26 protein-coding genes and 1 tRNA gene are annotated in these 25,579 nt (G+C 70.0%); 5 read left to right on the forward strand and 22 right to left on the reverse strand.

The annotated features are described in order from the left end of the window. Window positions 1-47 precede the first annotated feature (47 nt). The 5 genes from P0Y31_RS01865 to P0Y31_RS01885 form a co-directional block, all read right to left on the reverse strand. The gene (locus tag P0Y31_RS01865) at window positions 48-2,483 is read right to left on the reverse strand and encodes a LuxR C-terminal-related transcriptional regulator (RefSeq protein ID WP_275866369.1); all 2,436 of its coding nucleotides are present in this window, start codon (window positions 2,481-2,483) and stop codon (window positions 48-50) included. A 241-nt stretch (window positions 2,484-2,724) separates the two neighbouring features. After that, window positions 2,725-3,663 (reverse strand): ABC transporter substrate-binding protein, encoded by a 939-nt coding sequence (locus P0Y31_RS01870; RefSeq protein WP_275866370.1) that lies wholly within the window; start codon window positions 3,661-3,663, stop codon window positions 2,725-2,727. A 29-nt stretch (window positions 3,664-3,692) separates the two neighbouring features. Then, window positions 3,693-4,469 (reverse strand): ABC transporter permease, encoded by a 777-nt coding sequence (locus P0Y31_RS01875; RefSeq protein ID WP_275866371.1) that lies wholly within the window; start codon window positions 4,467-4,469, stop codon window positions 3,693-3,695. Beyond that, complete coding sequence (locus P0Y31_RS01880) at window positions 4,466-5,110, reverse strand: ABC transporter permease subunit (protein WP_275866372.1); 645 nt, start codon at window positions 5,108-5,110, stop codon at window positions 4,466-4,468. The genes P0Y31_RS01875 and P0Y31_RS01880 overlap by 4 nt, the downstream gene beginning before the upstream one ends. A gap of 10 nt (window positions 5,111-5,120) precedes the next feature. Continuing rightward, on the reverse strand, window positions 5,121-6,239 hold the full coding sequence (locus P0Y31_RS01885) for an ABC transporter ATP-binding protein (RefSeq protein WP_275866373.1): 1,119 nt from the start codon (window positions 6,237-6,239) through the stop codon (window positions 5,121-5,123). A 76-nt stretch (window positions 6,240-6,315) separates the two neighbouring features. Between P0Y31_RS01885 and P0Y31_RS01890 the strand changes: the two genes are divergently transcribed. Further along, window positions 6,316-7,788, forward strand: a complete 1,473-nt coding sequence (locus P0Y31_RS01890) for an MFS transporter (RefSeq protein WP_275866374.1) — start codon at window positions 6,316-6,318, stop codon at window positions 7,786-7,788. Here P0Y31_RS01890 and P0Y31_RS01895 read toward each other — a convergent pair. From P0Y31_RS01895 to P0Y31_RS01910, 4 genes are read right to left on the reverse strand one after another with little or no spacing between them, the layout of a single operon-like run. Beyond that, window positions 7,785-8,417 carry an alpha/beta fold hydrolase gene (locus P0Y31_RS01895; protein WP_275866375.1) on the reverse strand — a complete coding sequence of 211 codons (633 nt, stop codon included), beginning with the start codon at window positions 8,415-8,417 and terminating at the stop codon, window positions 7,785-7,787. The two genes, P0Y31_RS01890 and P0Y31_RS01895, sit on opposite strands and share 4 nt — an antisense overlap. Window positions 8,418-8,433: 16 nt before the next feature. Beyond that, on the reverse strand, window positions 8,434-8,781 hold the full coding sequence (gene cutA / locus P0Y31_RS01900; RefSeq protein ID WP_275866376.1) for a divalent-cation tolerance protein CutA: 348 nt from the start codon (window positions 8,779-8,781) through the stop codon (window positions 8,434-8,436). Window positions 8,782-8,814: 33 nt separating this feature from the next. Then, entirely contained in the window at window positions 8,815-9,390 is a 576-nt protein-coding gene (dcd, locus tag P0Y31_RS01905; protein ID WP_275866377.1) for a dCTP deaminase, read from the reverse strand. A 9-nt stretch (window positions 9,391-9,399) separates the two neighbouring features. Then, window positions 9,400-10,668: a low temperature requirement protein A gene (locus tag P0Y31_RS01910; RefSeq protein ID WP_275866378.1), complete on the reverse strand. Its 1,269-nt coding sequence runs from the start codon at window positions 10,666-10,668 to the stop codon at window positions 9,400-9,402. A gap of 136 nt (window positions 10,669-10,804) precedes the next feature. Here P0Y31_RS01910 and P0Y31_RS01915 point away from each other — a divergent pair. After that, a tRNA-Gly gene (locus P0Y31_RS01915) sits at window positions 10,805-10,878 on the forward strand. Between the two features lie 92 nt (window positions 10,879-10,970). Here the strand turns inward: P0Y31_RS01915 and P0Y31_RS01920 are convergent. The 7 genes from P0Y31_RS01920 to P0Y31_RS01950 all read right to left on the reverse strand — a co-directional run bounded on the left by P0Y31_RS01920 (window position 10,971) and on the right by P0Y31_RS01950 (window position 17,058). Next, on the reverse strand, window positions 10,971-12,095 hold the full coding sequence (locus P0Y31_RS01920; RefSeq protein ID WP_275866379.1) for a site-specific integrase: 1,125 nt from the start codon (window positions 12,093-12,095) through the stop codon (window positions 10,971-10,973). A gap of 26 nt (window positions 12,096-12,121) precedes the next feature. Then, on the reverse strand, window positions 12,122-12,328 hold the full coding sequence (locus P0Y31_RS01925; protein WP_275866380.1) for a helix-turn-helix domain-containing protein: 207 nt from the start codon (window positions 12,326-12,328) through the stop codon (window positions 12,122-12,124). Between the two features lie 11 nt (window positions 12,329-12,339). Next, complete coding sequence (locus P0Y31_RS01930; protein ID WP_275866381.1) at window positions 12,340-13,920, reverse strand: replication initiator; 1,581 nt, start codon at window positions 13,918-13,920, stop codon at window positions 12,340-12,342. Next, window positions 13,920-15,557 carry an FtsK/SpoIIIE domain-containing protein gene (locus tag P0Y31_RS01935; protein ID WP_275866382.1) on the reverse strand — a complete coding sequence of 546 codons (1,638 nt, stop codon included), beginning with the start codon at window positions 15,555-15,557 and terminating at the stop codon, window positions 13,920-13,922. The genes P0Y31_RS01930 and P0Y31_RS01935 overlap by 1 nt, the downstream gene beginning before the upstream one ends. A 3-nt stretch (window positions 15,558-15,560) precedes the next feature. Next, window positions 15,561-15,809 (reverse strand): hypothetical protein, encoded by a 249-nt coding sequence (locus tag P0Y31_RS01940; protein ID WP_275866383.1) that lies wholly within the window; start codon window positions 15,807-15,809, stop codon window positions 15,561-15,563. Between the two features lie 3 nt (window positions 15,810-15,812). Further along, window positions 15,813-16,205 carry a hypothetical protein gene (locus P0Y31_RS01945; protein ID WP_275866384.1) on the reverse strand — a complete coding sequence of 131 codons (393 nt, stop codon included), beginning with the start codon at window positions 16,203-16,205 and terminating at the stop codon, window positions 15,813-15,815. A gap of 85 nt (window positions 16,206-16,290) precedes the next feature. Continuing rightward, on the reverse strand, window positions 16,291-17,058 hold the full coding sequence (locus P0Y31_RS01950) for a GntR family transcriptional regulator (protein WP_275866385.1): 768 nt from the start codon (window positions 17,056-17,058) through the stop codon (window positions 16,291-16,293). A gap of 65 nt (window positions 17,059-17,123) precedes the next feature. On the opposite strand from P0Y31_RS01950, the gene P0Y31_RS01955 reads away from it, so the two are divergent. Then, window positions 17,124-17,564, forward strand: coding sequence for an NUDIX domain-containing protein (locus tag P0Y31_RS01955; protein WP_275866386.1), 441 nt, complete (start codon window positions 17,124-17,126; stop codon window positions 17,562-17,564). A 38-nt stretch (window positions 17,565-17,602) separates the two neighbouring features. Here P0Y31_RS01955 and P0Y31_RS01960 read toward each other — a convergent pair whose 3' ends face one another. The 5 genes from P0Y31_RS01960 to P0Y31_RS01980 form a co-directional block, all read right to left on the reverse strand. After that, window positions 17,603-18,556, reverse strand: a complete 954-nt coding sequence (locus P0Y31_RS01960) for a hypothetical protein (RefSeq protein ID WP_275866387.1) — start codon at window positions 18,554-18,556, stop codon at window positions 17,603-17,605. A 1,262-nt stretch (window positions 18,557-19,818) separates the two neighbouring features. Next, window positions 19,819-20,319 carry a hypothetical protein gene (locus P0Y31_RS01965; protein ID WP_275866388.1) on the reverse strand — a complete coding sequence of 167 codons (501 nt, stop codon included), beginning with the start codon at window positions 20,317-20,319 and terminating at the stop codon, window positions 19,819-19,821. A 32-nt stretch (window positions 20,320-20,351) separates the two neighbouring features. Further along, entirely contained in the window at window positions 20,352-20,864 is a 513-nt protein-coding gene (locus P0Y31_RS01970; RefSeq protein WP_275866389.1) for a SigE family RNA polymerase sigma factor, read from the reverse strand. 97 nt (window positions 20,865-20,961) lie between these two features. Then, a complete protein-coding gene (locus P0Y31_RS01975; protein WP_275866390.1) occupies window positions 20,962-21,390 on the reverse strand; it encodes a hypothetical protein in 429 nt (142 codons plus the stop codon). 386 nt (window positions 21,391-21,776) lie between these two features. Further along, window positions 21,777-22,037: a hypothetical protein gene (locus P0Y31_RS01980; protein WP_275866391.1), complete on the reverse strand. Its 261-nt coding sequence runs from the start codon at window positions 22,035-22,037 to the stop codon at window positions 21,777-21,779. A gap of 212 nt (window positions 22,038-22,249) precedes the next feature. Here P0Y31_RS01980 and P0Y31_RS01985 point away from each other — a divergent pair, with 212 nt between their 5' ends. After that, window positions 22,250-22,963 carry a VOC family protein gene (locus P0Y31_RS01985; protein WP_275866392.1) on the forward strand — a complete coding sequence of 238 codons (714 nt, stop codon included), beginning with the start codon at window positions 22,250-22,252 and terminating at the stop codon, window positions 22,961-22,963. Window positions 22,964-23,113: 150 nt separating this feature from the next. Further along, window positions 23,114-23,854 carry a CPBP family intramembrane glutamic endopeptidase gene (locus P0Y31_RS01990; RefSeq protein ID WP_275866393.1) on the forward strand — a complete coding sequence of 247 codons (741 nt, stop codon included), beginning with the start codon at window positions 23,114-23,116 and terminating at the stop codon, window positions 23,852-23,854. Window positions 23,855-23,887: 33 nt separating this feature from the next. Here P0Y31_RS01990 and P0Y31_RS01995 read toward each other — a convergent pair whose 3' ends face one another. After that, the gene (locus P0Y31_RS01995) at window positions 23,888-25,570 is read right to left on the reverse strand and encodes an alpha/beta-hydrolase family protein (protein WP_275866394.1); all 1,683 of its coding nucleotides are present in this window, start codon (window positions 25,568-25,570) and stop codon (window positions 23,888-23,890) included. Window positions 25,571-25,579: the final 9 nt, after the last annotated feature.

The raw sequence follows: 25,579 nt of genomic DNA on the forward strand, positions 1-25,579 counted from the left end.
GGTATGCCGCGTGGGCGGCATACCGGCCCTCTCCCGTTCCGGGGAGCTCAGGCGTGGTCGACCATGAGGGCGGCCAGCCGCGCCCGTGAGCTGATGTCGAGCTTGCGGAAGATGTGCGCGAGGTGGGCGTCGACGGTGCGCGGGGAGACGAAGAGCTGCTCGGCGATCTGGCGGTTCGTCAGGCCCTGGGCGACCAGGCTGGCCACCGTGCGCTCGGTGCGGGTGAGGAGCGACAGAGGCGTGTCGGCGGCCTCCGCCCCGCCGCCCTCGGTGTCGAACAGCGCGGTCACCGCGGCGACGCCGGCCTCGGTGAACCGGGCGTCGACCACCCAGTCGGTGGGACAGCTGCGCTGCGGGGCACCGGTGGGCACCTGCTGCCCGGGCCGCTGCCGGGCCACGGCACGTCGTGGGGCGCGCAGCGCTCGGGCCGCGGCCGAGCACCGGCCCGCCGCCGCGGCACCGTCGGCGAGCAGCGCCCGGTCGAGGCCGTCGAGGGCGTCGGCCGCCCGCAGCGGGAAGCCACCCTCCGTGGCGCGCCGCAGCGCACCGAGGTATGCCGCGACCGCCTGCACCCCCTCGCCGCAGGCGAGGAGCGCGTCCCCGAGCAGCAGTCGGGCCTCGATGCCGTCACGGCCGAGGCGGATGCTGTCGGCGAGCACGATGATGTCGGCGGCCAGACCGGCGGCGCGCCGGCAGTTCTGGACCGCGAGGAGGTCGCGGGCGTCCTGCAGCTGCACCCCGAGCCGCACCCCCCAGGGAAGCGACTCGTGGTCGACGCTGTGGGGCCGGGGTGTGTCGGAGACGGCCCTGAACAGGGTGTCGGCCAACAGGGCGATGCGGTCCTCGGCCAGCTCGATGGCGTGGTCGCGGGCAGCCCGGGCGATGGCGGCTGCCTCGACGGTGCGCCCCTGCTCGGCGGCGACGACCCCCATGAGGATGCGCGCCGAGAGCGCCATCCACTGCTCCTCGGCGGGCGCGTCGGTCATGACCACCTCGGCGAGGGCCTCCGCCTCGGCGAACTCCCCCCGGCAGACGTGGATGTCGACCAGGGTGCGGCGCAGCTGCCGGAGCACGTAGTCGTCACCCACGGCGAGGCGCAGGCCGGTCTCGACCTCCGCGTGGGCGGCGTCGAGGGCACCGGCGTCGAGGTGCATCTCCGCGCGGATGGAGGCGTTGCGGGCCCGCTGCCGCTCGGGGTGCGGGTCGGTCACGGCGTGCTGCTCGGCCCGGTCGAGCAACGGCATCCCCTCGTAGGTGCCCCGCACCTCCGAGGCGCAGATGCCGGCGCGGCGGGCCACCTGGGCGCCGATGTCGGCCGGGCCGTCGCCGCTGGCGAGCACCGCCTCGAGGATCTCGACGGCCTCGCGCGCCCGCATCGCGGTGTAGAGCGAGGAGAAGATGTTGTTGGCCAGGCGGTACGCCAGCGGGCGCGTGCGGGCGTCGGCCGAGGCCGCGGTGATCGCCTGGCGCATGACGCCCATCTCGCGCAGCCACGTCTCGTCGGCCGCGCCGCTCATGCCGTCGGAGGGTGTCACCCGCTCGGCCCACCGCAGGAGACCGGCCACCGCCTCCTCCCGGTCGTCGGTGCCCTCGGTGAGGACGACCCCGTGGCGACGGATCGGTACGAGCATGTCGAAGCGGCCGTCGGGGTGCACCTCCACCAGGCTGCGCCGTGCGAGCGCCGAGGCGAGCTGGGCTCCCTCGGCCCGGCTGACCCCGCTGAGGTCGGCGAGGACGTCGAGGCTGACCGGGTGCTCCATGAGTGCGAGCCGGCGGAAGCAGCGCCGCTGGTCGTCGTCGAGCAGCTCGTAGGACGCGTGGACGGCCTGGTCGATCGACGCCGTGGGGGTCACGTCGGAGACCCCCACCAGGGCGATCTGCACCCCGAGGTGCTCGATGAGCAGCGGCAGGCCGCCACTGGCCCTCAGCAGGCGGCGCACGGTCCGCTCGTCCCGGCGCAGGTCGACCGGGTGTCCCCCGGCCGCGGCGATGCGAGCGAGGAACAGCTCCACCGCGGGCCCCTCGAGCACCTCGCCGCGGGCCGGGAGCGGCAACGGCCCGAGCCGCACCACCCGCTCGTGCGGGCGCCCCGCCACGGTCGAGGCCGTGCACAGCAGCCGGAAGGTCGCGGTCGACTCGACCAGCTCGTCACAGAGGGCGCCGAGACCGTCCACGCTGTCGACGCCGTCGAGCACGAGCAGCACGTCCTGGCCGTCGAGGGCCCGCTTCAGCGCCATGAACGGCGAGTCGCCCGGTGCGACGTCGGTCCCGAGGGCGTCGAGGGTGGCGGTGACGATGGCGTCGGCCTCGGGCAGGGAGCGACCCGAGACCCAGATGGCACGCGGGTTGGCTGCCGCGGCATGGCGCGCGAGCAGGGTCTTCCCGCACCCGGGGGCGCCCGTCACGGTCACCCACCGGCTGTCGACGAGGAGGCTGCGGACCCGGTCGAGGGCGTCCTCACGCCCTACACACGGAGTCAGCACCACCGCAGATTATCGGCACCTTGTCCCGGATATCCGTAGTTTCACCGATGCCCCCGGCCCCTCCCCCCGGCACCCTTGATCACAGCACGCCGGGTCCGGCAGGCGGGAGACGAGGAGGGGCGCCTCCCGCGGGCCGGACCGGGTCGCGAGGCGGTTCGGGGGATCCGCAACAGAAGCCGGATGTGGTTCGGGGGAGCCACATCCGGCACTTCTGTGTGTCTGACCGACGTGTCGACCTGCGTCAGCCGCCGAGCCCGTTGGCCTTGAGCCACTCCTGGGCGACGGCGTCGGCGTCCTTCTTGTCGGTGACGACCTGGGCGAGCAGGTCGGTCAGCGTCGGGGTGTCGAGCTTGGCCGACACCGCGTTGAGGGCGCCCGAGACGGTGTCGTTGACCTTGGCCTTGGTCGCCAGCGGGACGATGTTCTGGGCCGCGAAGAGGCTCTTGGGGTCCTCGAGCACCACGAAGTCGTTGGCCGGGATGCTCGGGTCGGTGGTGAAGATGTTGGCCGCGTCGACCTGGCCGTTCTTCAGCGCCTGCACGGACAGCGGGCCGCCGGCGTCGAGCGGCCGGAAGGACTTGAACTCGAGGTTGTAGACCTTCTTGAGCCCGGGCACGCCGGTCTCGCGGGTCTTCCACTCCGGCGGGCCACCGAGCACGAGGTCCTGCGACTTGCCCTCGAGGTCGGCGATCGACTTCAGGCCGAGCTTGTCGGCGGTCGCCTTGGTCACGACGACGGAGTCCTTGTCCTCTGCCGCCGCCTTCTCCAGGACGGTGAGGGTGTCGGGCAGCGCGGCCTGCAGCTCGGTGTAGACGCCCTCGGGGTCGGTGGCCTTGGCGTCCTTGTTGAAGTACTGGGCCAGCACCCCGGTGTACTCGGGGATCAGGTCGATCGAGCCGTCCTGGAGCGCGGGGATGTAGGCCTCGCGGCTGCCGATGTTGAGCTTCTTGGTGACGGTGACGCCCTTGGCCTCGAGCGCGCCGGCGTAGATCTCGGCGAGCAGCTGGCTCTCCGGGAAGTTGGCCGACCCGACCGTGATGCTCGAGCCGCCTCCGGCGGAGGTCGTGCCCGAGCCGGTGCCGGTGGCGAAGGGGTCGCTCTCGTCGCTGCCACCGCAGGCGGCCAGGGACATGAGGGCGATGGCGGCGCCGAGGCTGACGGCGATCCTGGGAGTTCTCACTGGCCTTCTCCTTGCGGTTCCTTGACCGGTCAACTGTTGTGCTGGAGTTCAGTCTCACCTGCCGCGCGCTGAACCGCGACCTCCATCTCGCGAGAGGGGGTGCGGTCGCGGGCGTTGCGGCCGAGGCCACGGCCCGTGAGGCCGGGAGACACGGCATACCGCTGCACCGCGGCGAAGGTGAGGTCGACGAGCAGGGCGAGCACCGCCACGAGCAGGGCGCCCGACGCCATCTGCGGGAAGTCGCGGGTGGCCTGCCCGTCGATGAGGAAGCGACCGAGCCCGCCGATGCCGACGATGGCGGCGATGGTGGCTGTGGCGACCACCTGCAGGGCGGCCGACCGCAGGCCGGAGAAGATGAGCGGCAGCGCGCAGGGCACCTCGACGCGGCTGAGCACCTCCCAGCCGGTCATGCCCATGCCGCGCGCGGCGTCGCGGGCGGCCGGGTCGACCCCCTCCACCCCCGCGTAGGCACCGGAGAGGATCGGTGGGATGGCGAGCACGACGAGCACGATGAGGCTCGGCCAGAGGGACGCCGCGTCACCGGTGAGGCGGGGGCCGAGCAGCAGCACCATGATGAAGAGGAGCCCCAGGCTCGGGATGGCCCGGGCGGCGCCGGCGAGGTTGACCACGAAGACGCGACCCCGCCCGGTGTGGCCGATGACGAGGCCGGCCGGGACGGCGATGAGCGAGGCAAGGAGCAGGGAAAGGCCTGAGTACCAGACGTGCTCCCAGGTGCGGACGGGGACACCGTCGGGGCCGGTCCAGTGGGCGGGGTCGAGCAGCCAGGCCAGGGTGTCGTTGATCATGCGACACCTCCCGCCCGATGCCACGGCGTGAGCACCCGTGCGACAGCGAGGATCACGAGGTCGAACGCCAGGGCCAGCACGACGCAGGCGGCGAGGCCGACGACGATGGGGTCGTAGAAGGTGCGCGCCCAACCGTCGGTGAACAGGAAGCCCAGCTGGGGGATGCCGATGACGGCGGCGACGCTGACGATGCTGACGTTGCTGACCGCGGCGACCCGCATCCCAGCGGCGATGACCGGCACGGCCAGCGGCAGCTCGACCGCGAAGAAGCGGCGGAACCGCGTGTACCCCATCGCGGTCGCGGCTTGCGTGACGTCGTCGGGCACGGCCGCGAGGGCGTCGGCGACCGTGCGGACCAGCAGGGCGACGGTGTAGATCGTCATCGCCACGAGGACGTTGTTGCGGTCGAGGATCTTGGTGCCCAGGACCCCCGGCAGCAGGATGAAGAGCGCCAGGCTCGGGATCGTGTAGAGCAGGCCGAACCCGGCGGTGAACGGCGTGTAGAGCGCGCGGAAGCGCCGGGCCAGCCAGCCGAGCGGCAGCGCGATGAGCAGGCCCAGCAGGAGCGGCACCCCGGCGAGGTAGACGTGCTCCCGGGCGAGGGTCAGCACGTCGTCTACGTGGTCGAGGAACCAGGTCATGACGGGCCCGTCATCGCGCCGGGGCGCCGGGGTTCAGGTGGTCCTCGACCTCGGGACGCTCGGACTCCTCGATCGCGGTGAGCACCTCGTGCGCGCGCACCGTGCCGACCAGCGAGCCGGAGTCGTCGACGATGACCCCGCGCCGGCTCGGAGAAGAGAGCGCCGCGTCGAGGGCCCCGCGCAACGGGCCGCCGGCCTGGGCGACCGTGCCGCCACGGTGCAGCATCTCGGACCGGATCTCGCCGTCCACCCGTCGCGGCTCGATCCACCCCAGCGGGCGGTTCTCGTCGTCCACCACGAGCGCCCACTGCTGCTCGACCCCGTCGGCCCGCTCGCCGAGCACCAGGGTGCGCTCCGGACGCAGTGGCAGCCGCGGCGTGGGCTGGAACGACAGGGCCCGGTAGCCGCGGTCGCGGCCGACGAAGTCCGCGACGAAGTCGTCGACCGGGTGGTTCAGCAGGTATGCCGGGTCGGCCAGCTGCGCGAGCACCCCACCCACGCGCAGCACCGCGATCTGGTCGCCGAGCTTGATGGCCTCGTCGATGTCGTGGGTGACGAAGAGGATCGTCTTGCCGATCTCGCCCTGCAGTCGCAGGAACTCGTCCTGCAGCTGCTCGCGCACCACCGGGTCGACGGCGCTGAACGGCTCGTCCATGAGCAGCACCGGCGGGTCTGCGGCCAGCGCCCGGGCCACGCCGACCCGTTGCTGCTGTCCGCCGGAGAGCTGGGAGGGGTAGCGGCCGGCGAAGGCCTCGGGCAGGCCGACCCGCTCCATGAGCTCCCTGGCCCGGGCTTGGGTCTTCTTCCTGTCCCAGCCGAGCAGCCGCGGGACCGTGCCGATGTTCTCGATCACGGTGCGGTGCGGGAAGAGTCCGGCGTGCTGGATGACGTAGCCCATGCCGCGGCGCAGCTCGGACTCCTTCATCCGGGAGGTGTCGCGGCCCTCGAGGGTGATGGTGCCGGAGGTGGGGGTGATCATCCGGTTGACCATGCGCAGCGACGTCGTCTTGCCGCAGCCGGAGGGACCCACGAGCACCGTGATCTTGCCGGTCGGAGCCACCAGGCTGAGGTTGTCGACGGCCACGGTCCCGTCGGGGTACCTCTTGGTGACGCCGTCGAAGACGATCATGGGCCTGAACCTAACCGAGTCTGCTGACGCCCGCATGGCTCTCGCGGACCATGGGCAGCGGGTCGACAATGGCGGGGTGAGCCTGGCCCCGGAGCAGCTCCTCAGCCGTGGCACCGGCCAGGGCCGGGGCGCGCTCGCCGCGGTGACCATCGGCTCGGGGGTGGCGATCCTCGACGGCACGGTGGTCTCGATCGCCCTGCCGACCATCGGCCGGGAGCTCGACGCGTCGCTGGCCCAGCTGCAGTGGGTCGTCAACGGCTACATGCTGAGCCTGACCGGGCTGATCCTCGTCGGTGGGGCGCTGGGCGACCGGGCCGGGCGTCGCAGGGTCTACCTCGTGGGGGTGGCGTGGTTCGCCCTGGCGTCGCTGCTGTGCGCCGCCGCGCAGTCACCCTCGCAGCTCATCTGGGCCCGTGTGCTCCAGGGCGTCGGGGCCGCCCTGCTGACGCCCGGTGGCCTCGCCCTGATCCAGGGCAGCTTCCGCGAGGAGGACCGTGCCAGCGCCATCGGCACGTGGGCGGGCCTGTCGGGCATCGCCGCCGCGGCCGGGCCGTTCGTGGGCGGCTGGCTGCTCGACCACGGCGGCTGGCGTGGCATCTTCGCCGTCAACCTGCCGCTCTGCGCCCTGGTGCTGTGGCTGTGCCGACGCTACGTCCCCGAGAGCCGCGACGAGCAGGCGATCGGGCCGTTCGACGTCTGGGGCGCCGCCCTCGGAGCGGCCGGCCTCAGCGCCCTCACCTACGCGCTGACCGCCAGCGGCGAGCAGGCCGGCGCCGCGACCTGGCTCACCGGTGGGGCGGCGGTGGGGCTGCTGGCGGCGTTCGTGGTGCGCCAGGCCCGCACCGCCTCGCCGCTCGTGCCGCTCGGCCTCTTCCGGTCGAGGGTGTTCTCCGCCGCCAACGGCATGACGTTCCTCGTCTACGGCGCGCTGGCGGCGGTGCTGTTCTTCCTCGTGATCCAGCTGCAGGTCGTCTCCGGCTTCTCGCCGCTGCTCTCGGGCCTTGCCAGCGTGCCGATCACGGTGGCGCTGCTGCTCCTGTCGTCACGGCTCGCCGACCTCTCCAGCCGCATCGGCCCGCGGCTGCCCATGACCGTCGGGCCGATCGTCTGCGCGGCCGGGGTGCTGCTGCTCGTGCCGGTCGGCGTGGGCACCGAGTTCTGGAGCGGCGTCATGCCAGGGATGACGGTGTTCGCGCTCGGCCTGGCCATCCTGGTGGCTCCCCTCACCGCGACGGTGCTCGCCGCGGCACCCAACCGGTATGCCGGCGTGGCCAGTGGTGTGAACAACGCCGTCGCCCGCGCCGGCTCGCTCCTCGCGGTCGCGGCGCTGCCGCCGCTCGTCGGCCTGTCCGGCTCGGACTACACGCAGCCCGACGCGCTGACCGCGGGCTACCGGACGGCCCAGCTGGTGTGCGCCGTGCTGCTCACGGCCGGCGGCTTGGTGAGCTGGGTCGGCCTGCGTGGGACTCACGGGCGCGAGACCGCCCAGGCGGAGGGGCCGGCGGGCGTCGGCGATGGTTCTGGTGGCGAGGTGGGCGGTCGGTCCTAGGGCCGCTGCAGCCCGGCGTGCAGGCTCTCGGTCAGGAACTGCGCCGACTCGCGGTGCCAGGCGCCCGCCTGCCGCAGCATGCTGTGGGTCTCCCCCTCGACGGCCCGCCAGGTCACGTCGACGCCGAGTGCGGCCATCGCGTCAGCCATCGCCTTGGCGTTGCGGGGGGAGGTGATCCGGTCGCGGGTGCCGTGCATGACCAGGGCCCGCAGCCCCGGGTGGCCCCTGGCGAGGTCGCTGCGCTCCACCCACGGCGCGAGCGCGACGAGGGCCGCCACCCGCCGGTCGCCGGCGAGGCGGAACGCGACACGTCCGCCCATCGAGTGGCCGAGCAGGCCGAGGGGGACCCCGGGATGACGCGCGGCGATCGTGTCGAGGGCCTCCTGGGCGTCCACCACGGGACTGGCAGCCGATCCGTTCCAGCCGCGCACGGCATACCGGAGGACCGCCACGGACAGCTCGCCACGGCTCTCGGCGGCGATGGTCCACGCGAACGGCTTCATGCGCAGCACCGGCAGGTTCCACCAGCTGGTGGGCATGTGGCTCGAGCTCTTGCCGCCGTGGAGGAGCAGCACGACCCCGCGAGGCTCCTTGGCCTCGTGGGTCCACCTCAGCTCGGGTGCGCTCATGTCCTCCCCTGCCTCGTCACGGCTTCCTGGGCGTCACCGACTCCCGCAGCCACGCGGCATACGGCGGTGCCGCCCCGGCTACGGGGACGGCCAGCACCTCAGGGTTGTCGTAGGGGTGTTCGGCGCGGACGCGTTCGCAGATGGGGTCGAACAGCTCCGCCGTCGTCTTGAGCACCAGCAGGTGCTCCTGCGCGGTCTCGACCTCGCCCTCCCACCAGTAGGTGGAGGTCATGGGGCCGAGCACCTGGGCGCACGCCGCCAGCCGGGCCTCGACGAGCGAGCGGGCCAGGGCCTGCGCCGTCGCGGCGTCGGGCGCGGCCACGCGCACCTCGATGAGGTCGCTCGGGTCGGCGCCGCCGGTCATGACGTCCTCGCTCGCCGCGCTCGCCTCGCTCGCCTAGAGCTCGGTGCGGTGAAAGCTCTGGAACGAGCGGCTGGCCGTGGGGCCGCGCTGGCCCTGGTAGTGCGAGCCGTACTTCGCGCTGCCGTAAGGGTTCTCGGCCGGCGAGGACAGGCGGAAGAAGCAGAGCTGGCCGATCTTCATGCCGGGCCAGAGGATGATCGGCAGGGTCGCGACGTTGCTCAGCTCGAGGGTGACGTGGCCCGAGAAGCCGGGGTCGACGAAGCCGGCGGTCGCATGGGTCATCAGGCCGAGCCGGCCGAGCGACGACTTGCCCTCGACGCGGGCGGCGAGGTCGTCGGGCAGGGTGACCGTCTCGAGCGTGGAGCCGAGGACGAACTCGCCGGGGTGGAGCACGAAGCCGTCGTTGGGCTCGACCTCGACGAGCCGGGTGAGGTCGGGCTGGTCCTGCGAGGGGTCGATGACCGGGTACTTGTGGTTGTCGAACAGGCGGAAGAACTTGTCGAGCCGCACGTCGATCGACGACGGCTGGATCATCCCCGGGTCGTAGGGCTCGAGCCGCACCCGGTCGGAGTCGATCTCGGCCTTGATGTCGCGGTCGCTCAGCAGCACGGGGAGAGGCTATCGCGCGGCCTGTGCTCCGGTCGGGGCGGCGGGCCGATGTGTGGCCCACACGTGCTGGGCCACCGAGCCCGCGGCGGCCAGGCCCATGAGGAGCACCCGCAGCCCCATGTCGAGGTCGAGCAGGGCCACCACGACGGCGACGGCCGCGAGGGTCGCGGCAGCGCCGACCACGGCCGGCTTGCGGTCGGCGATCGCGTGCAGGCTCGAGAGGGTCAGGGCGTAGAGCGAGAGCGCGGTGGCGAGGGCCAGGGCGACCATCCGTGGGCTGGCCTCGGCGACGCCCTGGACGACGTCGACGGCGGCGGCGAGCGCGGCGCCGACCGCCGCGACCGAGGCGAAGACGACGATGTGGGCGTAGCTGAAGGCCCAGGTGAGGGCCCGCCCCTGGCCGATGAGGTCGACGTGCTCGCGCTTGAAGTAGAGCCACCACAGCGAGAACAGCAGGAGCAGGCCGCCCGCGATCAGCATGGCGAGCGATCCGCTCATGCCACCAGTCGCGCCGGGCTCCGCGGCGGCGCCGGGCTCGACCGCGTGGCCGGCGGAGGCCGCGTCGGGCGGGGCGGCGAGCGCGCCCTGCAGTGCCTGGACGCTGGCCAGGATCACCTCGCCGAGCACGATGATGGTGAACAGGGCGAACCGCTCGGCGATGTGGTGGGGGTGGAAGGGCGTCGGGCCGCCCACCCGTTCGGCGAGGATCGGCACCGCGAGCTCGGCGAGGACGAGCAGGAAGAACGTGCTCATCAGCACTCCTTCGCCGTCCACCAGGAGCCGGGCGATCCACAGCGCCTGCACCACGGTGATGCCCACCGCGTAGGTGAGGGCCGTGCGCCGGCCCTCGGGGTGGGCCCGGGCGGCGCGCAGCCACAGCGCCACCATGCCCAGCCGCATCACGGCATACCCGGCGACGACGAGGCCGGACTGGCCGTCGTCGAAGAGGTCGGGCACGCCCGCCGCGAGCATCAGCGACCCGGTCATGATCGTGAACGTCAGCAGTCGGAAGACGACATCGTCGGAGTCGTAGGCCGAGGCGAACCACGTGTAGTTCATCCACGCCCACCAGATGGCGAAGAACACCATGGTGTAGCCCACCGCCGTCTCGAGGTGGCCGGCACTCAGGCCGTGGTGCAGCTCTGCCGCGGCGCTGGCGATCGCGACGACGAACACCAGGTCGAAGAACAGCTCCAAGGGGGTGGCGACCCGGTGCGACTCGTGGGGATCGCGCGGCCCCATCCGCCGGGACCAGGGGACGACAGTCACGCTGCTCACGTCACGACTCTAAGGTCGCGAACCGCGGCGCGGGAGGGAACGAGCTTGGTATGCCGCCGGGCCCGTCCGAGGGGGTCGCCGGCGCCGGCCGCGGTTCCGTTACACTGCACGCGCACCGCCTCTCGGGGCGGTGCCTGCCGGTGTAGCTCAATGGTAGAGCGCCAGCTTCCCAAGCTGGACACGCGGGTTCGATTCCCGTCACCGGCTCCAACACCAAAGCCGCAGGTCAGGGACTCACTCCCCGCCTGCGGCTTTCGTGCGCTTAGGCCGTCGATCCCGCCGCGTGCCCACTACGTGCCCAATCAGGAGCGCGTTCCTTCGCCCTCGTGCCCGTTCGCGCCGAGCGATCGAGCCTTCTGGGAAGCGTCGATGAGGCTGTCCAGGGCGTCGGCGATGAGGCGGTCCCGGTCCGCTGTCCGGTGCTGGTAGATCAGGGCTGCCCGCATGCTGCTGTGACCCATCCGACCCATCAGCTCACGGGTGCTTGCACCCGACGCCGCCGCCAGGTGGTTGCCCGTGTGCCGCAGGTCGTGGAAGTGCACCGCTTCGTCGACGCCGGCCTTGGCCTTCGCAGCTCGCCAGATCTTCGTCCAGTGTCCTCGCCTCGGCGTGCATCCCTTCGCTCCCACGAATACCCGGCCAGCTGGGCCGGCTTCGGCGTACTGCTCGAGGTGCGTCAGCAGCTCCGGGATCAGCCACTGCGGGAGAGCGACCGAGCGGATGCCCGCCTGGGATTTCGGCTCCTTGATCACCAGCTTCGACGCCACCTCTGCCACTGACCGCCGCACATGCACCGTGGCACCCACTAAGTCCAGGTCGAGCCGCGTCAGCCCCATCAGCTCGCCCCAGCGCAACGAGCCGAACACCGCCAGCAGCACCAAGGCGCGGTAGCGCGGGTCGATGGCATCGGCGAGAGCCAACGACTCGTGCAGCGTCAGGACCGGCCGCTCCGGAGTCCGCTCGACACTGGCGCCCTTGATGCGGCACGGGTTTCGCTGGATCAGCTCGTCGTCGACAGCCGTGGACAGAACAGCCCGCATCAACCGGTACGCCTTGGCGACAGTCGTGGGGCCAACGCCACCGTCGAGCAACCCCTGACGCCACGCGCGCACAACACCAGGAGTGATCGAGCGAAGGTCATGGCGACCGAGCCGCGGCACGATGTGAAGGCGCAGCAGCCCTTCGTACAGCTCGACCGTCCGAGGCGAGAGGCCAGGACGCTCCTGCACCCAGCGAGCGGCGTAGTCCGCCAGCGCGTGCCGGTCACGGCTCGGGTCGACCCATGTGCCACGGATGATCTCCGCATCGATCAGCGAGAGAGCGCGGTTCGCGTCAGCCTTGGTCGGATAGGTGTTGCGCGCAGACCGACGCAGCCCGTCAGGGCCCGTGTACCGGATCTGCCACCGCCCGGACGGCAGACGCCGCACGCTTCCTCGCGATCGACGCCGAGCCATTACGCGACGCTCCCCCACCCGGTCGGCGCAGCGGCAGGCTCGACGACACCTGCCGCGATGAAGTCGGCGAGGGCGGACTCGGGGATACGCACGTGCCTGCCTACGCGCACGAACCGGATCCGTCGCTCCGAGATGAGGCGGCGCGGGAAACGGTCCGACGTCCCCAGGACGAGGCCGGCCTCTTTGACTGTCAGCAGCTTCTCCACGCTTCTCCCCTTCATCGGGCCGCCCCCATGACGGCTGGTTGCTTCGTTGCCGAACGGTCATCCACAGGCGGTCCGGTGCCATCGCGGATGCTCTTGGCCCGCTCGTACTGCGCCTTCCACGCCCGGTGTTCTCGGACGGAGGCGAGGATCACGGCCGGGTAGTCGCGCTGGTCGACGGGCACGTCCTCCCACACGAAGCGGGGCAGCCCGTCGTCATCGAGCACGTCAGAGGCGCACCGGTCGGCCTCCGGGGCTTCGATACCGGCGGCTTCGAGGGCTTGCCGGACGACTGCGGCCCGGTCGGCGTGGTGCTCGGTGAGCGTCTTGCCGGACCACTGCCGGGAGACCAGGACGCGGCGGCCGCCGATGCCCAGGTTCTCCCGGTCGTGGTGCGGGGACGGGCACCTGCCGGGCGTCAGGCCGGGGCCGGCGGCGTCAGGCTGGATGCCGTAGCGCAGCCAGTTCGCGCACTCCGGGGAGCATGGCAGCCACAGCACCTGCTCATGCAGGCGGTCGATGTGGGCCTCGTAGGCGGTGTGCTGGTCCTCGGTGAGGCCGGACTTGGCTGGGTCGGCGTAGGTGTCGGCGACGGACTTGGTCAGGTACTTGCACAGGTACCCCACCGCCCGCTCGGAGTCCTTGGACCCGGCGAGCAGTCCCTTGACGTCGGTCTGCTGCCCGAACCGGACGACGTGGGCGGGCTTGGCGTCGGGGTCGTCGTCGAGCTCGTCGAGGGCGTCCCGGAACGTGCGCAGCGCGCGGCCGGTGTGAGGGTCGCAGTACCCGCCGGCCTCCCGGTCCCACACCGGCAAGCGGTCACCCTGGTAGCGGACCTCGTCGAAGACGGGCCACCACAGCTGGAAGTAGGTGGCCTTGGTGACCTGCCGGATCGTCTTGCGCGGGATCGCTCCCCTGATGGCGGCGTGCAGGTGCGGGGCGAGACGGCGCTGGGCCTCGACAGCGGAGAAGTACTGGACCTTGAACCCGGCGCAGCGGCGCAGGTTCTGCCAGAGCCGGTCGACCAGCTTGGGGAAGTGCAGCGCGTCCAAGGCGGCGCGGCGGTAGTCGTACCGGGCCGGGTCGGCGGGGATGCCGGTGCCGGGGATGACCTTGCCGTACGAGGGCAGGGTCCAGGTGATGAACATCGACGGCCGATAGCAGGTGCCGTCCGGGGCGGTGAACGCCTGCCCGGTGGTGCGGTCCTCCATCGGGACCCGGGGAAGGCCCGGCGCGTCCTGCCTTCTGCGAGTTGACCTAACGCGCCGCTCAGACTGAGATTGCTCGACCTCCCCCGGGTCCTCACCGTCCTCATGCCCACCCGGCTCCTCGTCCAAACCCCGCTCGGGCAGGGGCGGGTCCTCGGTCAGGTGCCAGCCCTCCCGGCACTGCTGCATCCGCACCCGGCGGGCCTTCGTCGCACACGGCGGGCACGCCGACTCCCGGGTAGACCCGCACCGGATCGGCACCGTGCGTACGTCGCCGGTGGCCCGGTCGGTGACCTTGCGCAGCAAAGGGCGCACGCAAACGCCCTCGTTCGCGGCAAGGGTGTAGGCGAGGTCGACGTCGACCGGGGCACCATCGGGGGCGAGCATCAGGCCACACCCCGATCCACCGGGTCCTCGACACCTGCCGGGCTGGGGGTGGTCGAGGTGGTCCGAGCCTTGCGGGGCTTGCGCGGCTTGCGCTGTGGCGCAGTCGACGACGGCGGGCGCTGGGCCTCTGACCGGGGCGGCTCAGGCGCGTCCGGTGCGCTGGGCTCGTCGGAACGCGCCGGGGCCGGAGCATCGAACAGGGACGCGGGGACCGGGGCACGTCGTGGCGCGCTCAGGGCCGGCGACGCTGTCACTTGGCTCGCCAGAGCAGCGATGTCGTCGTCGGTGAGGTAGCTAGCCCGCACCCTGCGGATCGCCCGAGTCCCCTCGACGCGGACGAAGGCGACACCGGGCGTGGTCTCGTTGATGTGGTCGGCGGTCGCGCCGAGGTCGCGGGCCCCGTCGCCGAGGACCATGTCGACCTGGATCGGGTTGTCCAGGCGCATCGCGACCCGCGTGGGGAACAGGTCGCGCCAGCCGACGACGTCCTTGCCGGGATCCTGCACTGCGGCCAGCACGGTGATGCCGACCGCGCGCCCCTTGGTCAGCAGCAGGCCCAGCGCCTGCTCGATCCGGCGCACCACCGAGCGCTCCGCGAACGCGGTCAGGGTCGCCAGCTCGTCGATCACTGCGAGGACGTGTGGTGAGTCCGGGGACGGCTGGTGCTTGCGGATGCCCTGGGCAGCGAGGCGCTTGGCGCGGGCGTCCATGACGGCGACGAGGTCCTCGAGGAGGTCGCACATCGTCTCGGGCGTGCCGTCCTCGAACCGGGAGAACAGCCGGGCGCCGGGGCGCAGTTCCATGCCGCCCTTGGGGTCGATGGCCCACACCTGCACCCACCCGGCGTTGATGGCCGGGGACAGCCCGTGCAGCAGGGACCAGAGGATGGAGCCCTTCCCGGCCCCGGTGGCCCCGGCAATCAGGACGTGGGTCTGCCACAGGCTGAAGCACCACGGGCCGCCATCCTCGTGCCGACCGATCGGTATCCCGGCGAGGTTCACCCGTTCGGCCTCCTGGGCCGGTAGCGGGCGGATGGTGGTGGCGAGGACGTCCTTGCGGTGCAGCTCGATCACCACGCCACCCGGACCAGAGGGGGCGATGCGAGCCTCCCGGGCGCGGAAGGCGTGGGCAATTGCGTCCGTCTTGGCGGCGACATCATCCGGGGTCAGCCCGGCGGGCAGGCCGATGCCGAGGCGCTCGACCCCGGCCGGGGTGACCTTCACCCACGCCAACCCGGCCACCTCACCTGCACGGCGGCGGCGCGAGCCGTGGTCGTGTACCACCAGTCCGACCCGTGGGGCGATGCGCCGCCAAGCCACCTCGTACACGACCGTCTTCCACGCCGCCGCCAGCTGGGGTCGCACCCAGCGGCCGAACGTCACCGGCCAGAGAAGCCCCAACGCGATGAGCCCGACCATCAGGGCCGCGGTCGTCCAGAGGGCGACGGCCCGCCCGTAGGTGACACCGACCGCGACGAGGACGGCGGCCGGGACGGCGAGGAGGGGGACGCGGACCGCGAACACCACCAGGGCGACCGCGGTCCGAACCGCCCACCAGGCCAAGCGCAGCACGCCCTCGATGAGCACCGGCACGATGTCATCGGAGTCGAACAGCGCTCCCCTGCTCTGTCCGCTCATGGCTCAGGCACTCCGTCGGACCGCGACCGCCGCGTCGTGGACACGAGCCTCAGCCGCTCCGAGGGCGGAGGCGGCCCGCCACAGCGACCGGGACACCTCAGCGTCCGGGACGTCGCCGAGCCGGCGCTGAGCCGCGACGAGCTCGCCGCGCAGGTCCTCCAACCGGCGCAGCTCTCCGGTGAGGGCGCCCGGAAGGTCGGCCGGGTCGACACCGAGCGAGTCACCCCACGCGAGGGCTTCCTGGATCCGCATCGCTTACGCCGCCTTCCCAGCGCCCGAGGATGCCGGCGCGGTGGCGGGCTTGCCGTCCGCGACCCGATCCGCCGACCAGGACTCCACCAGCCCACCAGCCTGATTGACCCGCACCTCGGCGCGGAGGTCGACGAACTCGACCCGGGCGTACTCCTCCAGCACCGGGCGCTGAGGCATCCCGACGATGACCCGGCCGGTGGTGCTGGACTCCCGGCCCCACGAGGTCTGCTTGTAGATCACCTCCACCGACCACAGCGGCATGCCGGTGTCCTCGTCCCGGGCCTGGATCTCGGACGGACGACGCTTACCGTCCCGCTCTTCCCACTCCTTGACCTCGTCGACGATCCCGGTCGCCCTCATCGCCTGCCGCTTGCTGTCCACCGCGTAGCTCGTCATTCATCTCACCTATTCGTCTAGAGCAGTTGATCGAACAGCATGAGTCAAGCACTCCTCTAGACAAGATGCAACAAGTAACTCCCGGTCAATTCGCGGGGAAGCGGTACTCCAGCACGTAGCTCGGAGCGGCCTTCACCGTGTCGGTCATCTCCACGGGCACCCCATCGGTGTCAATCGCGACCCGGCGCACCGTGAGGACAGGCGTGCCCTCAGGCAGCAACAGGCGTTGACGCTCTTCAGGAGTCGGCATCCGCGCGGCGACTTCCTCCGTGAACTCCGCCAGCACGTGGCCGCCTTCTTCAAGGCGTGCGTAGATGCCGCCAGGGCCTGTATGCCGCTCCTCGATGGGCGTGCCCTTGGCCAGTACCGCTGGGATATACGACGCGGCAATCTCCACCGGCTGACCGTCAAGCAAGTAGCGGCGCCGGCGGGCCAAGACCCTGTCCCGACCGGTCAGGCGCAGCACCTCACGGACTTCGGCCGCTGGCTTTTCGTACCCCACTTCCAACTGGTCGACACCTGGGGCACCTACCCCCTCGGCTTCGGCGATGAAAGCCGCTTGGCCATTTTCACGCTGGCGGCGGGCGAATCGATCGGACGCCACCCGTCGCACGACTGGCTTGCTGCGCACGAAGACTCCTCGGCCATGCTCCGCCAGCAGCAGCCCTTCCGCCTTCAGGACAGCCAGCGCCTGACGCACAGTCATCCGGGCGACACCATAGGCAGCCATCAGCTGCGCCTCCGATGGCACTCGATCACCAGCCGTAAGTCCACCGGAGGCGATCTGACGCCGAAGGTCATCTGCGATCTGCTTGAAGGCAGGCCGGTCGCTCGACTTGTCGACGGGCGTCACTCGCGGTGCACCTTCTGCGCTTGTCACAACTCCTCCAGTCATCCGTAGTACCTACACTCTGACAGATGGAGCCGACCCGCAGCCCGCGCCACTCAGTCAGCGTCGCAGGAGTAATCCTCGACGCTGACGGATCACATGTGCTCCTCGTCAAGCGCCGCGACAACGGTCGCTGGGAACCTCCCGGCGGCGTGCTGGAACTTGGTGAGTCCATCGAGGCCGGGTTGCGCCGAGAAGTGCGCGAGGAGACCGGCGTTGAGGTCGACGTCGAGGGACTTAGCGGCGTCTACAAGAACATGACTCACGGCATAGTTGCCCTGGTCTTCCGCTGTATGGCAACTAGCGAGCCGCTGAACGAAGCAGAAGAGGCCGTAGCAGTCGCCTGGCAGCCCGTGGATCAGCTTGACAGCCTCATGCCGCCTGCTTACGCCGTGCGGGTGCGCGATGCGCTCACTCTTGGCCCCGCGGCCATTCGGGCTCATGACGGCGTGGAGATCCTCACCAGTTGAAGGTGATCGTTAAGCCCGCCAGCGCGGCCAAGACGCACTCATCGATGCACGTCACTTCGTTCCACGAAGGGTGGCAACGGCGGAGGCTCGGGTAGGCCATCGCCGAACCTGTCGACGACCCCTTGAATCTCCCAATCATGCTGATTCACGATCCGGGTCACGGCCTGGACAACCCAGCTAAAACGTCCGGTCAGCAGGTCAACCTCATCCAGGTGGATGCGACGCTGACCCCATGTGGTCGAGCGTTTGATTGGCTTCTGCAGTTCGACCCAGTCCCCTTCGACTGGCGACAGAACCCACGCATGCACGAGCCAATTGCGTACTTCTGCGCTCTCCCGCATGACGTCAACAACCCGGCAGATCTCATCCGCTTGGCTTGGCCAGCGACTGGCGGAACCGCGTATCGCCTTGGCCACGGCATCGGCGTTCGCTGCTGAGAACCACCCCCCACCTCTTTCTGGCAGCAGCTCATCAGCCAGTGACTCCAAGATCACCTCCGCCTCCGCAGCACGGCAGATCATGCGACCAAGCACGTAGTAGTAATCATCGGATGCATCCGGCATATCGCCCCCAAGTGTCGAATCGACAGCTATCTTCCGGCCATGGCTAGCGAGAGTGGCACGTTCGGAGAGATTCGCACCACCAACACCGTCTTTCGCCATGACGGGGTGGAGGCCCGAGCGGACGAGTTTCAGGCTCCTTGGACGGAGCACACGGGCCTGTTGTCCGATCTTCCAGATGAAGCGCTGGAGGCGCTCGACCTCTATCCATTCCTGGTAGGGGAGGCTGTGCGTCTTTGGCACATGCACATGGTTGGGGCCGCCGGGATGATCGTGAACCATGCGACCAACGACTTGCTGATTCTTCTCAACAGCGTCCGGGCAGGGGATGGTCGCACGGCAGCCCGAACGGCGCGGGTCATGTTCGAGCATTTGGTCCATTACAAAGAGATCGCTGGCCAGCCTGACCGCGCCGAACAGTACGAAGCTCATCAACACGTGACTGCTATGCAGATCGCGGAGCGCAAGATCGGCTTGCGCCTGCTTAGGGGGACTGCTGCCCGACGGGAACGAGAGCGACTGAAAAAATTGGCGCGCAGCTCTGGCGAAAGAAGGAATGCTGCAGTTGCCAAGTACGGAGGTCGGTTCAGGTCAGGCTGGACTGCGGGGGTCTCTCTCCTGGACTTGGCCAAAAGGCATGGGCTTGAACCCGACTACGAGGCGTATCGCATCCTTTCCGGTGTCATGCACGGTAGCTCCGGCTCGCTCATGGGCACCCGCAGGACGAAGGGCGATGAGGTGACTCATCGCTTAGGTCCCGATTTCCAACTGGTCCCCATCGCCTTCTTGGAGGGCATGCAATGGTGGCGGAAACTCCTTGACGAACTGCCCGCAAACGGCGTCTCAGCGGACTTCGTCCTGGACGCTATGACAGGGGCCGACCAACTGCTCAGCCATTACGCGGACATTCACGCGACCTGTTGGCGGGTGGACAGCAGGACGTGGCCTGAAGGACGAGTTCCTCCGCGCAGTGCGGCGGTGCTGGCCGTCTACGCCAGCGGGGCCACCAAGTGGTTCTCCCACGATCCGGTAACCCAGTCGATCTGCTTGGCCGACTTGGTTAGTGATGAACCAGATTATCTGCAGGATCACCTGGGCAAATGGAGGGCACAAGCCGCGAGCGTGCCCGGGGGCCGCCCATTGACGATTCATGTGATGGGGGTCGAGGTGAAGCCCCGGCCTGGAGCCGCGTACGCGCCAGCAGGCTCAGTCCTAAACCCGCGGGACGTCCAGGAGCGGCTGGGGTTGGGAGCAGGCTGAGTGCGCCGAGGCTCATGCAAAGGCCGACGGCCCCGGTTGCGACACAGAGCCACGGCTTCGGTGCCGAGCCTGCTGCTGAATTGACCTCTTAGAAATCAAGGCGGCGCTCCGCGCCGCTGGGCCGGGGCCCCGCGATGGGGCCCCGCGCTTAGGCGCTTCGCGCCACGCGCACCCCACCGCACCCCGGCCTGGAGGCGATCATGCCGAGAGCACACACACCTCCGAGCCGCCGACCCGACGCGGCAGCATCCGGCAGGACTCCGAGCCGGTCAAGCCCTCAGACCCAGCCTGGTCCTGGTGCACACTCCGTGTGCCGCCGCATCGCCATTCATGGCACGTGAGGGCTGGACAGTCTCTCCGACCTGCCTGCATTGCTCCGCTACCGGATCGGCGCCTCTCCCTGATCGTTAGGCTCAAAACCGCCACGCGACGTGTCAGCAGTACTCAGCTGTCGCCAGGACCCAGTTCCCGCCTGCCGCGTCGGACTCGAACTGGAGGACCGCCTTGATTCGATACTCATCGTCAAAGATGCGCGACCAAGCAGTAGTGGTGCCGGTCTCCCACGACGTCGACAGACCAGGGAACCGGTCAGTTAGCCCGCGAGCCTCGGCGAAGGCCCAGGTCTGATCCCTGACTGATGTTGAGCCCGCGTCGGCTCCCACCAATCCCTCAGGCGTGTGGGCCTCATGCCTGGGATTGGTGCAGGTGACTTGACCCAGCGCTGAGCTGGACGGACCCGCCGGCGACGCATCCTGGTCGGAGCTGGACACCACGTCGCTCCAGAGCAACCCACCGAACAAGCACCCCGCCGCCGTTACACCCAGGCCGGCCGAGGTGATCGCGCGACGGCGTCTACGGATCGACCGCCCCTGCTTGATGCCCGCATCGATCAACGACTCGTCGGCGAAAGTCTGCGATGTCGCGGCATGCAGCATGTCCTTTAGTTCATGAGCATCTAGACCTGCACTCATTTGACCCTCCCCGTGATCTCGACATGCTCAGCGAGCCCCGACCTCAACTTGGCCAGACCTCGACTCGTGTACCCCTTCACCGCGCCGACGGAGCAGCCCATGACTTCCGCCGTCTGTGCTTCTGTCAGATCCTCGAAGTACCGCAGCACCACGGCGCTACGCTCCCGAGGAGCTAGACCGCGCATCGCTCGCAGCAAGAGGTCGCGATCTTCAAACGAAGCGTCAGTCACACTGGCCGGTTCTGGCAGTGACTCCAAGAGGACCTCCGCCGCGTAACGACGGCGGCGGCGCCAAGAGATGAGGGTTCGCGTCATCGTGGTGCGGGCGTAGGCGTACACCGCGGCCCCGTCGTCGGTCAGCCGCGGCCAAGCGACGTACAGCTTGGCCAGGGTCTCTTGCACGAGGTCCTTGGCCAGCTCTTGGTCACCAGTCAAGAGCAGCGCTCTCCGCAGCAACCCCGTACCAGCTGACCTCGAGAAATCGGTGAAGCCCTCGTCTGCGGTCGTCACGATGCACGCACCCCCTCCCATTTTCCTTCGTTACCGTCATATACGCCGTCAGCCGCCCAAAGGTTGTGACGCGCGGACTGCGGCAGTTCCGGATGGGTCAGCGGCGCCGGGTGCCGTCGTTGTACGGGTCCGGAGCACCGGCAGGGATGCGGTCAGCCAAGGGCACACCCACCGCCTCACGACGACGTGCAAGCATGCGGTCGAGAGTCTCTGCTTCTTCAGCATCGATTGGATTGGTGTTGCCGTCCATGCCAACCAGCCAGACTAAGCCTCGGCCAGATCCTGGATCGATCTGATCTCCTGCCCGGTCGTCGACCAGGGCCACCGCGTATGTGAGCGAATCGCCGGCCTGCCGCTGTGCCCAGTCGATGACCTGGAGAACATCAGCCCCGGTCACGTCGTAGGTGTCAGTCCACCCATGCGTGGACGTTTGGCCACTGCCGTGCAGATAGACCCTGAATCGGGGACGAGAGTTCTCCCACCCGGAATCGCGTTCATCGACCTGCACGATCTGAAGCTCGCCCATACACGGCAGTGTTACAGCCGGCGACAGCAATCATCCGCTCGTCGGTATGAGAGGACGACTCCAGCTCGCGATGGAGCTAAGAGCGTCGTGCGGTTCGGGGCCACCTTCTCGTGCCCTAACCGTGCCCAATGTGCGGCTCAACAGGTGCATTCCGGGTCACTCCCGCGCACTGTCTCTGAGCACGAATGTGCCTAGGTGGGCCCACTTCCCAAGCTGGACACGCGGGTTCGATTCCCGTCACCGGCTCAGTTCAGATGCGAAGGACGCCCGCATGCGAGGAACGAGCGGGGGTTCAACCGCAGCGGCGAGCGTGGTGATCTGCAGGTGAGGCGAGGTCAGTCACGCGGCGGCGTCCGGGAAGCGCCGCTCGAGACCACGAGCCGGCATCAGCGGATCGGGTCGTGATCGGGCACCGGCTCGTCCATGGCCCCCGTCCCCACGAGGATGGCACCAGCCAGAGCGCCCATTCGCGTGAGCATCGTCTCCGACGGATCTGCCACCAGCAGCCCGAACATCACGACAGTGCCGACACCGATGAGCGCCGCGAAGCTCGCGGTGACCGGACCTGGTGCTGACTCGCCGGGTGGCCGGCCATGCTCGAGCAGGCGCGGTCGTCCGCTCTCGTCCACCAGCCTTGGCCACTGCATGAGTCCAAAGGGTAAGTGGGCACATGAGCTCCAGCGCTGAGAATCACTCAACGCACTTCAGAGCAAGCCCACCCGACGGGGCAGCATCCGGCAGACCCATTGTCTGGAGGAGCAAGCGGCGGGCTGCCCGAGCGGCCTGGCGTTGCTTTCCTCGTCGGCTCGGAGGATGCTCCCTGTCGCCGGCGTTGGGGCCAGAAGATGGGAGATGCTCGATGACTTCTCGCCTCTTCGCGCTCTGTTTCGACGCGAACGACGCCCATCGCCTCGCACGCTTCTGGGCTGGCGTGCTGGATCGGGAGATCGCCCACGACGGCCTGACGCTGCCGCCGGGTGATGCCACCGGGTTCAACCTCCAGTTCCGTCCGACCCACGAGCAGAAGACCGGCCCGAACCAGATGCACCTCCACCTGACGAGCACCTCCCTCGACGACCAGCGGTCGACGGTGGCTCGGGTGCTCGAGCTCGGCGGCCGCCACCTCGACATCGGCCAGGATCCGGAGGACGAGCACGTGGTGCTCGCCGACCCCGAGGGCAACGAGTTCTGCGTGATCGAGCCGGGGAACACCTTCCTCGCCGGCTGCGGGTTCCTCGGAGAGCTGGCCTGCGACGGTTCGCAGGAGGTCGGGCACTTCTGGAGCGCGGCGCTGGGCTGGCCGTTGGTCTGGGACCAGGACCAGGAGACCGCGATCCAGTCGCCGGGCGGCGGGACGAAGGTCGCCTGGGGCGGTCCACCGGTGGCGCCGAAGACCGGGAGGAACCGGCTGCACTTCGACCTCGCTCCTCCGACCCACGGCGATCAGCAGGCCGAGGTCGACCGCCTCGTCGCGTTGGGGGCGAAGCGAATCGGCGTCGATCAGGGCGCTGGCGGCCGGGTGGTGATGGCCGATCCCGACGGCAACGAGTTCTGCGTGCTGACCCCTCGATGACACCCACGGCCGAACGCTGTGCACGCGGGCCCCGGCCGGACCCGACGGGAACGCCCGCGGCCGGACCGGCTCTCGGCCCTAGCAGAGCTGGCCGATACGGGCCCCTCACGCGAAGGTGGTAGTCACCCGCCGGTCGGTAGGCTCCCCGACATGGCCGGTGCTCTGGCTGACCCACGACGGCCGAGCCGGAACGCCCGCCGATGCCTGGCGCAGGCGGTGGGTTTCCTGGTCCTGTTCGCTCTCGCCCGGGCCCTGGGCCTGCTGGGCCCACCGGTGGTGTCGGCCACCGTCCTCACGCTGGGGATGATCCTGATCGCCTGGCGGGCCGGTGCCACGCTGGACGACGTCGGCCTGGACCGCAACCACGTGGGTGCGGGACTGCGGTACGGGGCCGCCGCTTTCCTGCTCGTGTTGGTCGCGCTGGTCATCGCCGCAGCGATCCCTTGGACTCGCCCCTTCCTCTCTGACGCACGAGCCGAGATCGACGGGGGGCAGCTCGCCCACGAGCTCGGTGTGACGATCGTGCTGCTGACGGCGATTCCCGAGGAGCTGGCCTTTCGCGGCGTCCTGCTGGGTTCGGCGCAGAGTCTGTGGGGCTCAAGGCGTGCGACGGTCGTCAGCTCGGCGCTGTTCGGCCTGTGGCACATCGAGCCCACCCTGGAGACCATGTCCGGCAACACTGCGGTCGGGGGAGCCTCCACGAGCCTCGGCGGGCAGGTGCTGGTGGTGCTCGGCGCGATCGCGGTGACCTTCGTCTCCGGTCTTGCGTTCTGCTGGCTCAGGCTGCGGTCGCGCAGCCTCGTGGCGCCCCTCATCGCGCATGTCGCCACCAACGGACTGGCCCTGGTGGTCGCCTGGGTCACGCTTCAACAGACACTGCTCGACAGGTGAGCGAGCAGGCCGGCTGCTGCCCTCGCCCGGCGCCTACGGCACAGAGGCGACCGCCTGCTTGACCGCCTCGAGGTTCTCGTCAGTGAGCCCTGGGGGCCGCATCGCGGCATACCAGCCGTCGACGTACTCCGTCGTGTACTTGTGCCCGTGCCCGCCGGGGACCTCCGTGGCGAAGGGAAGGTCGGCGGTGACCTGCCAGAAGGTCACGAAAGGCATCCAGACCATGCCCTCGAGCACGTCCTTGCCGGGAGCTTCGCTGATCCAGTCGGGCTCGTTGAGGAGCAGACGGGGGCTCCACCAGACGATCGGGTCGGACGCATGCATGAGGTACAGGACGCGGGTGCCGTCCCACCCCCGGTCATCAGGCGGGATCGCGCTGCTGGCATCGGCCGTGAAACGCACCGTGCGACCTCCCTTGTAGACCGGCTGGATCTCCGGGGTGCCGGGGTCGCGGTTGTCACTGAACTCACGGAACAGCGTGTTGAAGTTGGGGGGACCGGCGAAGACGGTTCCAGCCGTGCGGTTGCGCAGGTCGTACTCCCCGCTGAAGGCCGTCTCACCACCGAAGGACCCCAGGCTCTCGCCGGCGACGAACAGCTGGGGTCGCCGGTCCTGGGGCAGCTTCGACCAGCGGTCGTAGACGGCGTCGTAGAGCGCCCGGCCCGCCTCGCGCGCCTTCTCCTGGTCGACCAGGTAGGAGAGCCAGGAGGGAAGGTAGGAGTACTGGATGGCCACGGAGGCCGCGTCCCCACTGCTGAGGTACTCGAAGCTGTCGACCAGGGCCGGGTCGACCCAGCCACTGCCCGTCGTCGTGATCACCAGCAGGTTGGCCCGGTCGAAGCCGCCGGCCCGCTCGAGGTCGTCGACCGCCAACGCGGCCCGGGACTCGGTGTCATCGGCCGCCGCCAGGCCCGCATAGGCGCGGACCGGTTCTTGCGCAGGACGGTCCACGAGGGCCTCGATGTCACGCGCGGCCGGACCCTCGCCGGTGAAGGCGCGGCCCTCGCGGCCGAGGGAGTCCCACGCCACCAGGGATCCCGGCCCACCCGAGCGCAGGGCAGTGGTGGGCGTGACCGTGCTCTCCTTGGTGGAGGTGTCGCGCACCGAGAAGGCCTGGTCCATGGCGGTCACCAGGCCGTCGAGCAGGACGCCGGTGACAAGCAGCCACACGGTGGTGAACGCCAGGATCCAGCCGGTGGCAGCCGCCGCCCGCTTTCCGACCCAGCGACCCAGCAACGAGGCCAGCCAGCGGTACAGGCGCCGGATCGCCCGGCCGACGAGCACGAACAGGAGGAAGAAGACCCCCGCGATGACGGGTGAGGCGATGACCAGGGCAAGGTTGTGGTCCGTGACTCCCATGAGCGCGCGGATCTCGTGCTGCCAGTACTGCCCCAGGCCGAAGGACACACTCAACAGGACGGCGGCGGCGATGAGGAAGAGGCGCCACGCCGAGCGCTTCGGGAGCCGGGCCTCCCGATCGGCGTAAGCCCGCCAGATCCAGGCCGCGAGGACTCCCAGCCCGTAGCCGATGGCCGCGCTGATGCCACAGACGATGCCCTGGATGAGACCGCCACGCGGGAGCAGTGACGGGGTGAACGACAGGGCCGCGAAGACCACCGCCCCCCAGCACCCCGGCAGGGTGAAGTGGAGCAGCCTTCGGAGCCTTCCGGGTCCTTGGGGGCTCGCCTGACCGCTGGCCGCTGCCGGCATGGACATGTCACGCGC

It is taken from the genome of Knoellia sp. 3-2P3 (assembly GCF_029223115.1).
Taxonomy (GTDB): Bacteria; Actinomycetota; Actinomycetes; order Actinomycetales; family Dermatophilaceae; genus Pedococcus_A.

Excerpts from the sequence above, each read along its gene's own strand:
- P0Y31_RS01955 (WP_275866386.1), top strand. The coding sequence starts at position 17,124 with ATGGAGCCGACCCGCAGCCCGCGCCACTCAGTCAGCGTCGCAGGAGTA.
- P0Y31_RS01940 (WP_275866383.1), bottom strand. The coding sequence starts at position 15,809 with ATGCGGATCCAGGAAGCCCTCGCGTGGGGTGACTCGCTCGGTGTCGAC.
- P0Y31_RS01895 (WP_275866375.1), bottom strand. The coding sequence starts at position 8,417 with ATGAGCGCACCCGAGCTGAGGTGGACCCACGAGGCCAAGGAGCCTCGC.
- P0Y31_RS01935 (WP_275866382.1), bottom strand. The coding sequence starts at position 15,557 with ATGAGCGGACAGAGCAGGGGAGCGCTGTTCGACTCCGATGACATCGTG.
- P0Y31_RS01980 (WP_275866391.1), bottom strand. The coding sequence starts at position 22,037 with ATGCAGTGGCCAAGGCTGGTGGACGAGAGCGGACGACCGCGCCTGCTC.
- P0Y31_RS01985 (WP_275866392.1), top strand. The coding sequence starts at position 22,250 with ATGACTTCTCGCCTCTTCGCGCTCTGTTTCGACGCGAACGACGCCCAT.
- P0Y31_RS01930 (WP_275866381.1), bottom strand. The coding sequence starts at position 13,920 with ATGCTCGCCCCCGATGGTGCCCCGGTCGACGTCGACCTCGCCTACACC.
- cutA (WP_275866376.1), bottom strand. The coding sequence starts at position 8,781 with ATGACCGGCGGCGCCGACCCGAGCGACCTCATCGAGGTGCGCGTGGCC.
- P0Y31_RS01990 (WP_275866393.1), top strand. The coding sequence starts at position 23,114 with ATGGCCGGTGCTCTGGCTGACCCACGACGGCCGAGCCGGAACGCCCGC.
- P0Y31_RS01960 (WP_275866387.1), bottom strand. The coding sequence starts at position 18,556 with ATGAGCTTCGTACTGTTCGGCGCGGTCAGGCTGGCCAGCGATCTCTTT.
- P0Y31_RS01975 (WP_275866390.1), bottom strand. The coding sequence starts at position 21,390 with ATGGGCGAGCTTCAGATCGTGCAGGTCGATGAACGCGATTCCGGGTGG.
- P0Y31_RS01880 (WP_275866372.1), bottom strand. The coding sequence starts at position 5,110 with ATGACCTGGTTCCTCGACCACGTAGACGACGTGCTGACCCTCGCCCGG.
- P0Y31_RS01995 (WP_275866394.1), bottom strand. The coding sequence starts at position 25,570 with ATGTCCATGCCGGCAGCGGCCAGCGGTCAGGCGAGCCCCCAAGGACCC.
- P0Y31_RS01875 (WP_275866371.1), bottom strand. The coding sequence starts at position 4,469 with ATGATCAACGACACCCTGGCCTGGCTGCTCGACCCCGCCCACTGGACC.
- P0Y31_RS01945 (WP_275866384.1), bottom strand. The coding sequence starts at position 16,205 with ATGACGAGCTACGCGGTGGACAGCAAGCGGCAGGCGATGAGGGCGACC.
- P0Y31_RS01965 (WP_275866388.1), bottom strand. The coding sequence starts at position 20,319 with ATGCTGCATGCCGCGACATCGCAGACTTTCGCCGACGAGTCGTTGATC.
- P0Y31_RS01885 (WP_275866373.1), bottom strand. The coding sequence starts at position 6,239 with ATGATCGTCTTCGACGGCGTCACCAAGAGGTACCCCGACGGGACCGTG.